This is a genomic window from Azospirillum himalayense (genome assembly GCF_042657465.1).
Taxonomy (GTDB): domain Bacteria; phylum Pseudomonadota; class Alphaproteobacteria; order Azospirillales; family Azospirillaceae; genus Azospirillum; species Azospirillum himalayense.
On sequence record NZ_JBHSLC010000036.1, the window covers coordinates 139,760 to 154,946 of the forward strand.

At 70.0% G+C, this 15,187-nt stretch carries 11 protein-coding genes and 1 riboswitch; of the genes, 8 read left to right on the plus strand and 3 right to left on the minus strand.

All coding sequences use genetic code 11. The annotated features are described in order from the left end of the window. The first annotated feature begins 132 nt into the window (after positions 1–132). Positions 133–1,029, plus strand: a complete 897-nt coding sequence (locus tag ACFPMG_RS18345) for a DMT family transporter (protein WP_376996532.1) — start codon at positions 133–135, stop codon at positions 1,027–1,029. A 4-nt stretch (positions 1,030–1,033) separates the two neighbouring features. Here the strand turns inward: ACFPMG_RS18345 and ACFPMG_RS18350 are convergent, their stop codons facing one another. Continuing rightward, a complete protein-coding gene (locus ACFPMG_RS18350; protein WP_376996533.1) occupies positions 1,034–1,411 on the minus strand; it encodes an STAS domain-containing protein in 378 nt (125 codons plus the stop codon). Positions 1,412–1,572: 161 nt separating this feature from the next. Then, positions 1,573–1,670, plus strand: a riboswitch (TPP riboswitch). 69 nt (positions 1,671–1,739) lie between these two features. On the opposite strand from ACFPMG_RS18350, the gene ACFPMG_RS18355 reads away from it, so the two are divergent. From ACFPMG_RS18355 to ACFPMG_RS18380, 6 genes are all read left to right on the plus strand, one after another. Next, positions 1,740–2,894 (plus strand): ABC transporter substrate-binding protein, encoded by a 1,155-nt coding sequence (locus tag ACFPMG_RS18355; RefSeq protein ID WP_376996534.1) that lies wholly within the window; start codon positions 1,740–1,742, stop codon positions 2,892–2,894. Positions 2,895–2,901: 7 nt separating this feature from the next. Beyond that, positions 2,902–3,786 carry a branched-chain amino acid ABC transporter permease gene (locus tag ACFPMG_RS18360; protein WP_376996535.1) on the plus strand — a complete coding sequence of 295 codons (885 nt, stop codon included), beginning with the start codon at positions 2,902–2,904 and terminating at the stop codon, positions 3,784–3,786. Continuing rightward, the gene (locus ACFPMG_RS18365; protein ID WP_376996536.1) at positions 3,779–5,518 is read left to right on the plus strand and encodes a branched-chain amino acid ABC transporter ATP-binding protein/permease; all 1,740 of its coding nucleotides are present in this window, start codon (positions 3,779–3,781) and stop codon (positions 5,516–5,518) included. Before ACFPMG_RS18360 ends, ACFPMG_RS18365 begins: the two co-directional genes overlap by 8 nt. Then, positions 5,515–6,225 (plus strand): ABC transporter ATP-binding protein, encoded by a 711-nt coding sequence (locus ACFPMG_RS18370; RefSeq protein WP_376996537.1) that lies wholly within the window; start codon positions 5,515–5,517, stop codon positions 6,223–6,225. The genes ACFPMG_RS18365 and ACFPMG_RS18370 overlap by 4 nt, the downstream gene beginning before the upstream one ends. A 159-nt stretch (positions 6,226–6,384) precedes the next feature. Continuing rightward, entirely contained in the window at positions 6,385–7,572 is a 1,188-nt protein-coding gene (locus ACFPMG_RS18375; RefSeq protein ID WP_376996538.1) for a hypothetical protein, read from the plus strand. Between the two features lie 151 nt (positions 7,573–7,723). Then, positions 7,724–9,472, plus strand: coding sequence for a chloride channel protein (locus ACFPMG_RS18380; RefSeq protein WP_376996539.1), 1,749 nt, complete (start codon positions 7,724–7,726; stop codon positions 9,470–9,472). Positions 9,473–9,490: 18 nt separating this feature from the next. Here ACFPMG_RS18380 and ppk2 read toward each other — a convergent pair whose 3' ends face one another. Together ppk2 and ACFPMG_RS18390 are read right to left on the minus strand one after the other, a co-directional pair. Further along, entirely contained in the window at positions 9,491–10,447 is a 957-nt protein-coding gene (gene ppk2, locus ACFPMG_RS18385; protein ID WP_376996540.1) for a polyphosphate kinase 2, read from the minus strand. Between the two features lie 116 nt (positions 10,448–10,563). Continuing rightward, positions 10,564–11,391 (minus strand): polyphosphate kinase 2 family protein, encoded by an 828-nt coding sequence (locus tag ACFPMG_RS18390; RefSeq protein WP_376996541.1) that lies wholly within the window; start codon positions 11,389–11,391, stop codon positions 10,564–10,566. A gap of 244 nt (positions 11,392–11,635) precedes the next feature. On the opposite strand from ACFPMG_RS18390, the gene ACFPMG_RS18395 reads away from it, so the two are divergent. After that, the gene (locus tag ACFPMG_RS18395; RefSeq protein WP_376996542.1) at positions 11,636–14,983 is read left to right on the plus strand and encodes a maltotransferase domain-containing protein; all 3,348 of its coding nucleotides are present in this window, start codon (positions 11,636–11,638) and stop codon (positions 14,981–14,983) included. Positions 14,984–15,187: the final 204 nt, after the last annotated feature.

Sequence of the window (15,187 nt, forward strand, 5' to 3'; positions counted from 1 at the left end):
TTCGCTTCGCCAAACGCCCGAACGTCGATTCACGAAGCGTGAAACGCCGGCGTCCCGCGGGCGCAACTGCGCGGGCCAGACCTGCGGTTGCGGCATTGGGCAGGGTTCAGGTTGCTCATATACTGTGCAAACATGACCCAAGCCGCCGCTCTTCCCGCTGCCACCGCCAGCGACGACACCCGCCGCGCCATCGGCTGCTTCCTGCTGGCCATCTTCCTGTTCGCGGGCATGGACACGCTCATCAAATATCTGAGCGGCGGCTATCCGGTGGCGCAGCTCATGTTCGCGCGGTCGGTGGTGGCGGTGGTGCTGGTCGGCGGCATCTCGGTGGCGCGCGGCGGCTGGGGCGGGATGCGCACGCGGCGCCCGATCGCCCACGTCTTCCGTTCGCTGGCCGGGTTGCTGTCGATGGGCTGCTTCTTCTACGCCTTCAAGCACCTGCCGCTGGCCGAGGTCTATGTGCTGAGCTTCGCCGGGCCGCTGTTCATTACGGCGCTGTCCATGCCGCTGCTTGGCGAGCCGGTGGGATGGCGGCGCTGGGCGGCGGTGCTGGTCGGGTTCGGCGGCGTGGTGGTGATGGCACGCCCGGAGGCCGACGCGCCGCTTCTGCCGATCCTCGTCGGTGTGGCCGCGGCCTTCTTCTACGCGCTGGCGATGATCGCGGTGCGCGGCCTGTCGCGGACGGAGAGCAACACGGCCATCGTCGTCTATCTGCTGCTGACCACCACGGTGGTGAGCGGCGTGGCGGCGATCCCCGACTGGGTGCAGCCGGGCGGGTTCGACCTCGGGCTGATGCTTCTGGTCGGCACGCTGGGCGGCGCGGCGCAGGTGCTGATGACCCAGGCCTTCCGCCTGGGCCGCGCCGCGGTGGTGGCGCCCTTCGAGTATACGGGGATGATCTGGGCGACCCTGCTCGGCTTCCTGGTCTTCGGCGACGTGCCGACCCCCACCGTGTTGGCCGGGGCGGGGATCATCATCGCCAGCGGGCTCTATATCCTGTATCGGGAAACGCTGCGCCGCGGCGGCTGACGGGTCAGGCGGCGGCGGGAAGCGCCACCCCGCCGTCGATGACGAGCGGGGAGTCCGTCAAGGCGATGATCCGGCTGCGCTCCAGCACGCGCCGGATTCGCGGCGGGTGATTCTCGAAGGCAATGGCGCCGCCGCGGTCGAGCACCGCGTTGCGGAGCGCCAGCAGAATGCCGATGCCGCAGGAATCGAGGAACTCCACCCGTCCCAGATCGACGCGCAGGGTCAGGGCCTGCGCGTCCGCGGCGCGGCGGAGCAGGGGCGTCAGGCCGGGCAGGGCTGCGTGGTCGATCCGCCCCGACAGGACAGCGCGCAGCCCGCATCCGCCCTGCGCCGTGGCGAAGGGGTGCAGGACGACGGTGCTGTGCGACGGGGTGGCCCGCATGCTTCGTGACGACTTTCCGGTTGGGGCGACGGTCCAGCGCGGGCCGGGAGCGGCGGAAGGAACCACGGGAAGCGCGACTCCCCGGTGTCTGTTGCGTTGCGAAATTGTGAAAAGGCGCCGGGCCGCCGCTTGACAGCCGCGCGCCGGGCTCACACTGTGCACACGAACGGCTGGGGTGCCTGCCGCAAGGCGGGCTGAGACCACACCCATCGAACCTGATCTGGGTCATGCCAGCGAAGGGAGCCAAGCGTTCGAGGCTGTGCCGCCGCTACACCCCTGGCCTCCTCGTCCTCGCGCGGTTCTTCGCCGGGCAGGAGGAGACACATCCATGCGGCGCTTCCTTTCCATCCTCTCGGCAACGGCTTTTACGGCGGCCTTTTCGGCGTCCCTCCTGTCCGGTGCGGCGCTGGCGGGCGAGGCCTCGGTCCCCGTGCTGGTGCCGCTGACCGGCTTCCTGTCGCTGGAGGGGACGAGCCAGCGCAACGGCGCCGTCCTGGCGCTGAAGGACGCGCCCGCGGGTGTGGCGGTGCGGTCGGAGGTGATCGACACCGGCACCTCGCCGGAGGCCGCGGTCACGGCGCTGGAGCGGGCGGCGGGCGGCAAGGTCACCGCGGTGGCGGCCAGCATGCTGGGCACGCAGATGCTGGCGATGCTGCCGCTGGCCCAGGATTACGGCATCCCGCTGATCACCGTGTCGGGCACGGCGAGCATCACCGAGCAGGGCAACCCCTGGGTCTTCCGCTTCTTTCCCGGCGACGCCGTGACCAAGGAGGCCCACGCCCGCTACGTGACGGAGGAGTTGGGCAAGAAGCGCCCGGCGGTAATCTACCAGACGACGGCCTACGGGCAGAGCGGCAAGGCCCATCTGGAGCAGGCCTTCAAAAAGCTCGGCGTCGAGCCGGTGTTCGAGGAGGGGGTGGACCCCGCCGCCAAGGATCTGCTGCCGGTCCTGACCAAGGCGCTGGCCGCCAAGCCCGACGTGCTGGTGCTGCATCTGCATTCCGGCCCGACCGCCCTGTTCATCCGGCAGGCGGCGGCCAACGGGGTGGCGGTGCCGATCGTCGCCGGCTCCGCCATGCACCAGCCGAGCACGGCGGCGCTTCTGGAGCCGGCCGAGCTGAAGGGCGTCTGCGCCGAGACGGCGGCCTCGCCGGTCTCCGGCGGCAGCCCGGAGGTGGAGGCCTTCACCGCCGCCTACCGCGCCGCCTTCAACGCGGAGCCGGATGCCTTCGCGCTCGGCCAGTATGACGGCATCCGCATGGTGCTTGCGGCGGTGCAGGGCGGTGCGGACAGCGCGGAAGCGGTGCGGAAGGCCCTGTCCATCGGGACCCACCGGGGCCTCGCCATGACCTACAAGTCGGACGGCAAGGGCAACATGGCGCATTCCGCCGTGATCGTCTGCTACGACGGTGCCTCGCGTGTGCCGGCGATCGCCAAGCGGTACGACAACGTCACAGGCGTGGTGACCGGGGCGGTGAAGTGAGCAAGCCTTGATCACCCTGCAACTTCTCGTCAACGGCCTGGCCCTGGGCGCCGCCTACGCGCTCGTCGCGCTGGGCTTCGTGCTGGTGCTGAACGCCACCGCGGCGGTGAATTTCGCGCAGGGCGATCTCGTGATGGCCGGCGGGCTGCTCGGCGTGGCGCTGGCGCCCTATCTGCCGGGGTATCTGCCGCTGCCCGGACTGCTTCTGCTGCCGGTGGTGCTGGTGCTGATGGCCGGGCTGGGGCTGCTGCTGGCGGCGGCGGCCTATCTGCCGCTGCGCCGCCGCCCGCCGGTGGCGGTCTTCATCAGCACCATCGCGGCGGGCATCATCCTGCAGAACGGCGCCTCCGTCCTGTTCGGGCCGGAGCCGCGGGCGGCCCCGCCGCTGCTGAGCGGGGGGACGCTGGACCTCGGCGGGCTGGTGGTGGCGGAGCAGTCGCTGGCGATCATCGCCGTAGCGGCGCTGCTGATCGCCGGGCAGCAGTGGCTGTTCGGGCGGACCCAGCTCGGCCGCCGCCTGCGCGCCACGGCGCAGGACCCGGAGATGGCGCGGGCCTGCGGCGTGCCGGTGGCGGCGATGATCCTGATCACCTTCGCGCTGGGCACCGCCTTCGCCGGAGCGGCGGGGCTGCTGCTCGCCAACCGCTACTTCGTCACGCCGACGGCGGGCGGCGACCTGATCCTCAAGGCCTACATCGCCGTGACCATCGGTGGCTGGGGCTCCGTCCCCGGAGCGGTGGCCGGCGCGCTGCTGATCGCGCTGTTCGAGGTGGGGGTGTCGTCGGTGCTGTCCTATCCGGTGGCGCTGGGGCTGCTCTACGCGACGCTGCTGGTCATCCTGCTCGCCCGCCCTCAGGGGCTGTTCGGTGAGGCGGCGCGGCGCCGTGCGTAAGGGCGTGCGCAAGTTGCGGGCGCTGGCCCCCACCCTGACCCTCCCCCGCTGGGCGGGGGAAGGAATGATGCTTGCGGTGCTGGTGGCGTACGCGCTGCTGTACGCGTCGCCTTACGGGCTGCGCGTGCTGACCGTGGCGGGGGTGTACGCGCTGGCCGCCATCGGGTTCCAGATCGTGTTCGGGCTGGGCGGGGCGCTGTCGCTGGCTCACGGCGCCTTCTTCGGGATCGGGGCCTACGCGACCGGCATCCTGGGCAGCCAGTGGGGGTGGGGCTTTGCCGCGACCTTCCCGGTGTCGCTTCTGGTGCCGCTGCTGCTGGCCCTGCTGGTCGGGCTGCCGGTGCTGCGGCTGGAATCCCATTACTTCGCGCTGGCGACGCTGGGCATCGCGCAGGTCGTCCATTTGCTGGCGGTCAACAGCCCCGGCCTGACCGGCGGCGCCAACGGATTGCCGGGGGTGCCGGGCATCGTCCTGTTCGGCTGGGCGGTGCCGCGCGGCCTGCCGCTGGCGGCGGTGGTCTGGGGCTTCGTGGCGCTGGGCGGGCTGGTGGCCTGGAGGCTGGCGCGCGGGCGCTGGGGGCGGGCGCTGACGCTGGTGCGCGACGACCCGCTGGCGGCGGGAACGCTGGGTCTGGACGTCGGCGGGCTGCGGCTGGCCGCTTTCGCGCTGAGCGCTGTCTATGCCGGGGCGGCGGGCGCCTTGGCCGTGCACACCCAGCGCGTCGTCTCGCCGGAGGTGCTGGAGTTCCCCGTGATGGTCTCCGTCCTGACCATCGCTGTGGTCGGCGGGCGGGGGCGGGTGGCCGGGGCGATCCTGGGTGCGGTGCTGCTGCTCCACCTGCCGGAGTGGTTCCGCTTCCTGGAGCGCAGCTATCTGATCGTCTACGGCGTGGCGCTGCTCGCCACCATCGTGCTGGCGCCGCATGGGCTGACCGGCCTGCTCGACCGGCTGTTCCCGACCCGCCCGGCGCCGGAGCCGAAGCCCGAAGCTCCGCCGGAGACGGCCATCCCGACGGGGCCGCTGTTGCGGGTGGAGGGGCTGACCAAAAGCTTCGGCGGGGTGCGGGCGGTGGACGGCGTGTCGCTGATGCTGGAGGCCGGGACCATCACCGGGCTGATCGGCCCCAACGGTTCCGGCAAGACAACGCTGGTCAACCTGATCTCCGGCCTTGAGAGTCCGGATGGCGGGCGGGTGCTGATGGGCAATGTGGATTTGGCGGGACAGCGGCCCGACCGCATCGCCCGCGCCGGGATCGCCCGCACCTTCCAGGCGGTCAGCCTGCCCGAGGGCGCCAGCGTCCTGGCCGCCGTGGCCGCGGCGCGGCTGGAGCGCGACGGCTCGATCGCCGAAGCCGAGGCCCACGCCTTGTGGGCGCTGGAGCGGCTGGGCGCGGCGGACCTCGCCGCCAAGCCCTGCGCCGGACTGCCCGCGGCGCTGCGCCGCCGGGTGGAACTGGCCCGCGCGCTGGCCCGCCAGCCCGCCGTCCTGCTGCTCGACGAACCGGCGGCGGGGCTGACCGACGGGGAGAAGGCGGAACTGGCCGGTCACCTGCGCGCCATCGTCACCACCGGCACCGCGCTGCTGGTGGTGGAGCACGACATGGGCTTCCTGCTGCCGCTCGCCGGCCATGTGCTGTGCCTGGATCAGGGGCGCCCGCTCTACGCCGGCCCGCCGGAGGGGGTGCGCAGCGATCCCGCCGTGGTCGCCGCCTACCTGGGGGAGGGGGTATGACGGGGACTCCCCTGCTGCAGGTCGAGGGGCTGACCGCTGGCTATGGCGGGGCGGTCGCCGTGGACGGCCTGTCGCTGTCCGTGGCGGCAGGCGAGGCGGTGGCCCTGCTTGGCGCCAACGGGGCGGGCAAGTCGACGCTGCTCAAGGCCATCCTCGGCCTCGTCCCGGCGATGGGTGGGCGTATCCGACTGGCGGGCGAGGAGATCGGCGCCCTCGCTCCGGAACGGCGAGTGCGCCGCGGCCTGGGCTATGTGCCGGAGGGTCGGCGCGTCTTCCCCGGCATGAGCGTGCGCGACAATCTGGAGGTGGCGAGCTGGCTGGGCCGGGCCGAGCGCGTCCGCGACCTGGAGCGCGTCTTCGCCCTGTTCCCGGCGCTGGAGGGCAAGGCCGAGGAGCGGGCTTGGCGCCTGTCCGGCGGGCAGCAGCAGATGCTGGCGGTGGGCCGCGCGCTGATGGGCCGACCGCGGGTCCTGCTGCTCGACGAGCCCTCGCTCGGCCTGTCGCCCAAGCTGGCGGGAGAGGTCTTCGCCGCCGTCCGCGCCATCGCTGGAACCGGAACGGCGGTTCTGGTCGCCGAGCAGAGCGCCGCCCGCGCCCTGTCCGCCGCCGGGCGCGTCGTATTGCTGCGCCTTGGCCGGGCGGTTCATGACGGACCGGTGGAAACCCTTCCCGGCGACGCGCTGCGCGACGCCTTTCTGGGCGGCTGACGGGCCGGGGAACCGGTTGCCGAGGGCGGCGCCGGACGCAATTCGGCATTGCGGCAACAGGCCGGGATCTTTGTCGTGACTTTCTCGTCTTGCGCTTGCCGATCCCGGATGGCGGGGCTAGCTTCCGGCGTCGCCCTGCCCGTAAGGATTACCTCTGCCATGCTGGACAAAGCCGTCGCTGCTGCACTCTCCTCCCTTCTTCTGCTGGGCGCCGCCGTTGCCCACGCCGATGGGACGCAGGTGGCGGAACTGGTCCCTGTGAACCCGCCGACCATGTATTACCCGGCGCCGTCCTCCGGACCCGCGCCGGCGCCCCGCACCGTTGCGCCGTCGGCTCCGGCCGCCGCCGACCCGACCGAGAAGACCGGGCCGGCCGAGCTTGAGGACGGCTGGGAAGGCGGCCCGTCGCGCGACCGGGACGGCAAGTTCGCCTATTGCGCCATCGAGGGCCGCTTCGACACCGGCCATGTCCTGATGATCGCGCGCAACGTCAAGGGCGAGGTCAATCTCGGCATGGGCATCCCAGGCGCCGAGTTGCCGAACGGCGAGCAGTGGAAGGTCAAGGTCGTGGTGGACGGCAAGCTGACGCGCGAACGCCGCGCGCTGGCGCCCAAGCCGGACATGCTGGTCATCCCCAACGGCAAGGATGAGGAACTCTACACCGCCCTGATGAACGGCAAGGAGGTGGTCTTCGCCTCCGACGCCGACCGCATGGCCTTCGCGTTGAAGGGCACCAAGAAGGTGCTCACCGATCTGAAGACCTGCGTGGACAAGGCCGGCGCCGTTCCGCCCATCGACACCCGCACCAAGAAGGTCGCGACCCGCCCCGACGAGCTGCCGGAAGGGCTGGCCGACCTGCTGAAGGCGGCCGGCGTGCGCGACGTCAAGCGCGTGTCGCTGGAGAATGTGCCGAAGGGCGAGCGCCCCGCCGACATGGCTTGGCGCATCGGCCCGATCGTCGGCGGCATCCGCGAGCGGATGGTCGAAGAGGGCTCCAAGCTGGAGGAGCTGTCAGCCGGCTACGTCGACGCGATGAAGAAGCGCTGCGAGGGTGGCACGTCGGCCGCGTCGCTGAGCGCCGTCGAGGATTTGCCCGGCCTGACGCTGCGCACCGGCTCGGTCGATTGCGCGCTGAAGGAGGGCAAGATGCACGTCTCGCTGACCTTCTTCCTGTCGCCGGGCCGCCTGTTCACGATCCTGTTCCACGAGGCGCAGGAGGCCGACATCGGGCTGGCCGACAAGGTCCGCGACAATCTGGCGGAGGTGCTGCGGCGCCTCGCCGTCAACCCGCCTTCTCCTCAGCCGTCCATCGCCTCCCCGGCGCAGGCCCAGACGGGCAAGCCCTAAGGGGGTAGGTCCGCGCCGCGCGGTTGACGGCGCGGAGGCAGGGCACACATTGACCGGCATGCCGGACGACATGACGGGAATCCGGGGCGCCGCGGGGGATGCGGCCGGCGCCCTGACCAGAGCACGAAACCCCGGCCGGCGGTTCCTCAGGGTGCTGACACGGCGGAGCCTGCGCGACAGCGTGCTGGGCGTGCTGATGCTCGCCGGGGCCATCGGCGCCGGAGTCGGGCTTGCCGTCGCCATGCTGCACGAGACCGTGGTCTGGACGCAGTCCTTCGTCTTTTCGGTCGCCCACGGGCAGGATCTGGGCGAGGCCGCGCTGTCCGACCCCTGGCGGACCCTGCTGGTTCCCGCCGTCGGCGGCCTGCTGCTCGGCGTGATGGTGAAGCTGGTGCGGCGCTGGCGCTCCAACGACATCGTGGACCCGGTCGAGGCGAACGCGCTCTACGGCGGCAAGATGTCCCTGATCGACAGCCTGCGTCTGACCCTGGCGACCCTGCTGTCCAACGGCTCCGGCGCATCGGTGGGGATGGAGGCGGCCTACACCCAGGCGGGGGCGGGCATCGCCTCGACGCTCGGCCAGAAGCTCCATCTGCGGCGGGCGGATTTGCGCACGCTGGTCGGCTGCGGGGCCGCGGCGGCCATTTCCGCCGCCTACGGCGCGCCGCTGGCCGGCGCCTTCTACGCCTTCGAACTGGTCATGGGCGGCTACACCATCGCCACGCTGGCCCCGATCGGGGCGGCGTCGGTCGCCGCGGTGGCGGTGGCCCACTGGCTGACCGATCCGTCGCCGGCCCTGTTCTTCGGCCGCCCGGTGGCGGTGGAGGGCTGGGACTATGTGGCCTGCGGGGTTCTCGGCTTCCTGGCGGGCTGGCTCAGCATCCTCGCCATGCAGGCGGTGACGGTGGCCGAGCGCGGCTTCCGCGCGCTTCCCATCCCCGTCTGGGCGCGCCCTGCGCTGGGCGGGCTCGCTCTGGGCGCGCTGGCCCTGGCGGTGCCGCAGGTGCTGGGGGCCGGACCCGGCGCTGACCCGTCGCAACTGGCCCGCGGGCTGGAGGCCATGGCGGTCCTGCTGGTCGCCAAGATCGTCGCGTCGGCCCTGTCGCTCGGTTCGGGCTTCCGCGGCGGGCTGTTCAGCGCCTCGCTGCTTCTCGGCGGGCTGTTCGGCGGGCTGGCCTATGGGGTGGTCGAGCTGCTGGTGCCGGGGCTCGGGCTCGACCGGATGCTGTTGGTGCTGGCCGGCATGGGGGCGGTGGCCGCCGGCATCATCGGCGCGCCGGTCACCATGGTGCTTCTGGTGCTGGAGGCGACGCAGGACTTCTGGGCGGCGTCCGGCGTGCTGATCGGCGTGGTGGTGTCGACCACCGTGGTCCGGCAGGCCTTCGGCTATTCCTTCGCGACGTGGCGCTTCCACCTGCGCGGCGTGCCGATCCGCGGCGCCTACGACGTCGGCTGGGTGTCGGAGCTGACGGCGATGCGGCTGATGCGTGGCGACGTGAAGACGATCCTGACCACCCAGACCCTGGACACGCTGCGCCGCCTGCACCCGCTGGGCGCCGCCAAAACTGTCTTCGCGGTGGAACCGGACGGGTCCTACGCCGGCATCATCGACATGGGCGCCGTGCACGACCCGTCGCTCGGCGACGAGGACGCGAAGACGCCGGTCGGCGAACTGGCCAAGCACGCTGACGACTTCCTACGGCCTGGCGACGACGTGCGCAGCGTGCTCCAGCGCTTCTGCAGCGCCGAGGTGGAGGCCTTGCCGGTCGTGACGTCGCCCACCGACCGGCGGATCGTCGGCTACGTCACCGAGGCCTATGCCCTGCGCCGCTACAGCCAGGAGCTGGAGCGGCAGCGTGGCGAGGAGTTGGGGGAACGCAGCCTCTACGGACGGGACTGACCGCCCGTCCGGCGTCGGTCAGTAGACCTCCGGGACCCAGTTCTGCTTCGACTTCTTCGGCCGCTTGTAGCCGTCGTCGCTCTGCCGCGGCGGCAGGTCCAGCTCGACCGGGGCGATGTCCTGGTAGGGGATCTGCTGCAGCAGGTGGTGGATGCAGTTCAGCCGCGCCTTCTTCTTGTCGTCGGCGTCGACGATGTACCAGGGCGTCAGCTTCTTGTCGGTGTGCTCCAGCATGGCGTCCTTGGCCTTGGAGTACTCGACCCAATGCTTGCGCGATTCGAGGTCCATCGGGCTGAGCTTCCAGCGCTTGATCGGGTTGCGCATCCGCTCGGTGAAGCGCTTCTCCTGCTCCTCGTCGCTGACCGAGAACCAGTATTTGATCAGGATGATGCCGGACTGGACCAGCATCTCCTCGAACAGCGGGCAGGCGCGCAGGAACTCCTGGTACTCCGCATCGGTGCAGAAGCCCATGACATGCTCGACGCCGGCGCGGTTGTACCAGCTGCGGTCGAACAGGACGATCTCACCCTTGGCGGGAAGCTGCGCCACGTAGCGCTGGAAGTACCATTGCCCGCGCTCCTTCTCGGTCGGCGTGCCGAGCGCCACGATCCGGCAGACGCGGGGGTTGAGGCTTTCGGTGATGCGCTTGATGACGCCGCCCTTGCCGGCGGCGTCGCGCCCCTCGAACAGCACGCAGACCTTCAGGCCGTTGACCCGCACCCATTCCTGCAGCTTGATCAGTTCGAACTGCAGCCGGGCCAGCTCGTCGATGTATTTGAGCTTCTTGCCGCCCTTCGCCGCCTTGCCGCCGCCCAGGCCGCGCCAGTGGGATTCGATGGCCGCGACCTCCTTGGCGTCGCGCAGCACCTCGCCGCCGGTGGCCGGCACACCGAGCCCGAGGTCCTTCAGCTTCAGCGCCTTGCGCTTCTTCCGCGGCTTCTCCTCCGCCCCGGTCCCCGTCTTGACCTCGTCCATCGAACGCACCCTGCTTATTGTTGTCCCCGCCAACCAACGCTAGGAGATGCCGGCGCGTCAGGCAACCGTCCGCGCGCCCACCGCGACGAAGTGACCGGGGGCGAGGGGGGCTGCGTTCAGTCCTTCGCCTTCGTGTCGAAGGTCAGGTGCACGCCCAGAACTTCCGCGGCGATCCGGGCGACGGTCAGGTCGATGGGTGGCGGCGCGACGTTGACGCCGCGGCTCAGCGCCTCGGTCACGATTTCCATCACCTTCAGGCGGGCGTGCCATTTGGAGTTGGCGGGAACCGCCTGCCAGGGCGCCGTCTCGGTCGAGGTCTTGTCGAACATCGCCTCGATGGCCTTGCTGTAGTCGTCCCAGCGGGCGCGGTTGCGCAGATCCTCCTCGGTCAGCTTCCAGCGCTTGTAGGGGTTGCTCAGCCGCTCGCGGAAGCGGTTGAGCTGCTCGTCCGGCGTGATGTGCATGAAGATCTTGATGATGCGGACCCCGTCGTCGGTCAGCATCTTTTCGAACTGGTTGATCTCGTCGTAGGCGCGCTTCCACTGATCCTTCTCAGCGAAGCCCTCCACCCGCTCCACCAGCACGCGGCCATACCAGGAGCGGTCGAAGATGGCGAAGGTGCCGGGGGCGGGCAGCTTGGTCCAGAAGCGGTAGAGGTAGTGCTTGCCCTGCTCGTCCGCCGCCGGGGCGCCGATCGGCCAGACGTGGAAGCCGCGGGGGTCGAGCGGTTCGGTCAGGCGGCGGATGCAGCCGCCCTTGCCGGCGGCGTCCCAGCCCTCGAACACCAGGATGGCGCGGCGCTTCTCGTGCCAATAGGTCTGCTGGATGTGCAGCAGGTCCTTCTGGAGTTTGGCGAGGCGGCGTTCGTAGTCGTCCTTGCTGCCGATGCCTTCCGCCGTCATATCGAGCTTGTCGAGACGGATCTTGCCGTTTCCGTTGCCCATGCACGCACCTTTCGAAATGTCTGGCCCAAGTGTTCTGGCCCAAGTGTCAGGTTTCGGAACCTTCGCGCTTCGCTGGGGTTGAGCGCGTGCGCCCCGCAGGGCGCGCGTTGCAACCTCGCGATGATCCTCCCGGTGATGGTCCTTCGGCCGGTGACGGTCTTCTGGACGATCCACGGGAGGCGCCACGCTTGTCAACCAGCGGCGACCGGCTGGCGTGCCGCTGCCGACCAGGAGGAATTCCCCGATGGCCACCGCCGGACCGCGCATCTACAACCTGTTTCCCACGCTCGTCGGCCCGATGCGCGACTGGGCCGGGCATCTGCCCCGCATCCAGGGCATGGGCTTCGACTGGCTGTTCCTGAACCCGATCCATTACCCGGGCTTCTCCGGCAGCCTCTACGCCGTGAAGGACTATTACCGGCTGCACGACCGCATCCAGGGCGGCGCGCCGGAGCATCCGGACGAACTGCTGCGCGGCTTCATCGCCGAGGCGGGGCGGCACGGCCAGTCGGTCATGCTCGACCTCGTCATCAACCACACCGCCAAGGACGCGATCCTGGTCGGCGAGCATCCCGACTGGTACCGGCGCGACGCCAACGGCGACCTCTACAGCCCGCGGGCCGTCGACCCGGTGGACCCGTCGCGGGTGACCATCTGGGGCGACCTCGCCATGCTCGACTATGAGCGGGCGGATGTCCGGGCCGGGCTGACCGACTACTGGACGCGCTACCTGCGCCATTACATCGGGCTGGGGGTGAAGGGCTTTCGCTGCGACGCCGCCTACCAGATCCCGGCGGAGGTGTGGAAGACGCTGATCGACCGCTCCCGCGAGGCCGATCCGGAGGTGAAGTTCTTCGCCGAGACGCTGGGTTGCACGGTGGAGCAGGTGCGCGACCTCTGCGGGGCGGGCTTCGACTTCCTGTTCAACAGCGCCAAATGGTGGGACTTCAAGTCCGACTGGCTGCTCGACCAGTATGACGAGTTCCGCTGGATCGCCCCCTCCATTGCCTTCCCGGAGAGCCACGACACCGACCGTCTGGCGGCCGAGGTCGGCAGCCAGGACACCGAGCGGCTGGCCGCCCAGCTGAAGATGCATTACCTGTTCGCCGCCTCCTTCTCGACCGGCGTGATGATGCCGGTGGGGTACGAATACGGCTTCACCCGCAAGCTGGACGTGGTGAACACCACGCCGGACGATTGGGAGGACCCGAAGCTCGACCTGACCGGCTTCATCGGGGCGGTCAACGCCATGAAGGCGGACAGCCCGGCGCTGAACGTCGAAGGGCCGCAGCGGCGCGTCACCTCTCCCCACAATCCGGTGATCGGGCTGATCCGCGACACCGGCGGCTGGGCCAACGGGAGCGGGGAGGGCTGTTCCGTCCTGCTCATCAACCCCGACGAGAACCAGCCCCACGCCATCGATCCCGGCCCGCTGCTGGCCAGCACCGGCGGCGGCTTCGCCGATTTCGAGGACGTGACCCCGGAGGCCGAGCCGCTGCCCTTCGAGCCGGGCCACGACCTGCGCCTGCGGCCGCTGGAGATGCGCGTCTTCCGCGCCCGCCCGGCGCAGAGCCGCCCCATCGAGCTGAATCATCTGGGCGAGCGCGGGGCGGAGCACGACGCCGGCACCCGCGCCTGGATGGACGAGCTGGCGGCGCGGCGAGTCACCATCGAGAACGTCTATCCGGAACTGGACGGCGGCCGCTTCCCGGTCAAGCGGGTGGTCGGCGACGTGATGGAGGTGTGGGCGGACATCTACACCGACGGCACCTTCGTCCTCGGCGCCGCCGTCACCTACCGCCCGGTCGACGAGGAGGACTGGCGCGAGGTGCCCATGACCTTCTTCGACAACGACCGCTGGGTGGGCAAGCTGCCGCTGACCCGCAACACGCGCTACCAATACAGCATCCTGGCGTGGCGCGACGTGTGGGAGAGCTGGCGCGCCGACTTCAAGAAGAAGCACGATGTCGGGATGGATGTGAGCCTGGAACTGATCGAGGGCCGCCGCTTCGTCGAGCATGCCGTGGGATTGAACGAGGGCGAGGGCCGCGCCGCGCTGGAGCGGGTGGTGGAGCGGATGACCAGCCTCCATGGGCCGGAACTGATCGCCTACGCCCTGTCGGACGAACCGCGCCAAGCCATGGCGAAATACGGGGAGCGGCAGTATCTGTCCCGCTACGGCTGCGACCTGGAGGTCTATGTGGACCGCACCGCGGCCCGCTACTCGGCGTGGTTCGAGATCTTCCCGCGCTCGGCCTCGCCGGACCCGTCGCGTCCCGGCACCTTCGACGACGTGTCGACCATGCTGCCCTTCATCCGGGGCATGGGCTTCGACGTGCTGTACTTCCCGCCGATCCACCCGATCGGGCGCAGCTTCCGCAAGGGGCGCAACAACACGCTGAACCCCGGCCCGAACGATCCCGGCGTGCCCTACGCCATCGGCGCCTCGGAGGGCGGGCACGCCGACATCGACCCGATGATCGGCGACTTCGAGGGCTTCCGCCGGCTGGTCAAGGAGGCGCGCCGGCACGGGATCGAGATCGCGCTGGACTTCGCCGTCCAGTGCTCCCCCGACCATCCCTGGATCAAGTCGCACCCGCAGTGGTTCTACTGGCGCCCCGACGGCACGATCCGCTACGCCGAGAACCCGCCGAAGAAGTACCAGGACATCGTCAACGTCAGCTTCTACCGCGAGGCCTATCCGGACCTGTGGTACGCGCTGCGCGACGTGGTGCTGTTCTGGTGCGACGAGGGGGTGCGCATCTTCCGCGTCGACAACCCGCACACCAAGCCCTTCCCCTTCTGGGAATGGATGATCCGCGAGGTGCAGGACCGCTTCCCCGACGCGATCTTCCTGGCCGAGGCCTTCACCCGTCCCAAGCTGATGCGCCGGCTGGCGAAGATCGGCTTCACCCAGTCCTACAGCTACTTCACCTGGCGCAACACCAAGGCGGAGCTGACCGAGTATTTGACGGAGCTGACCCAGGGCGAGTCCAAGGACTACATGCAGCCCAACTTCTTCGCCAACACGCCGGACATCCTGCCGCCGATCCTGGTCCATGGCGGGCGGGCGGCCCACATGATGCGCGCCGTGCTGGCCGGGACCTTGTCGGGCGTCTACGGCCTCTACACCCCGTACTTCGTTTGCGAGGCCGACCCCTATCCGGGCAAGGAGGAGTACAACCACTCCGAAAAATACGAGATCCGGCACTGGGATTGGAACAAGCCCGGCAACATCGTCGACTACGTGACGCGGCTGAACAAGATCCGCGCGGAGAACCCGGCGCTCCACAAATTCACGAACCTGAAGTTCTACAACGCCTACGACGACAACATCCTGCTCTATGGCAAGATGACCGAGAGCAAGGACAACGTGATCCTGATCGCGGTGAACCTCGACCCGCACAACGGCCATGGCGGCACCATCGAGGTTCCGTTGTGGGAGCTGGGGCTGGACGACGGCGCGCATGTCCAGGTGGAGGATCTGTTCACCGGCCAGCGCTTCACCTGGATCGGCAAATTCCAGCATGTCTGGCTGGACCCGCAACAGAACCCGGCGGCGATCTGGCGCATACGTCCGCCGGGGCGGTGAGGGACGGGGGCGCGTAGGGCCCCCACCCAACCCTCCCCCGTAGAGCCCCCCTCCCAACCTCCCCCCGCTGACGCAGGGGGAGGAGTTAAGCCCTCCCCTGCGAAGCGGGGGAGGGTTGGGTGGGGGCTCGCCGCAACCACTCCCCATACCACCGCCTCATTGAAACGCTGGCATTCCCGCCCAGCCCAAGCTAGAACCGCGCCG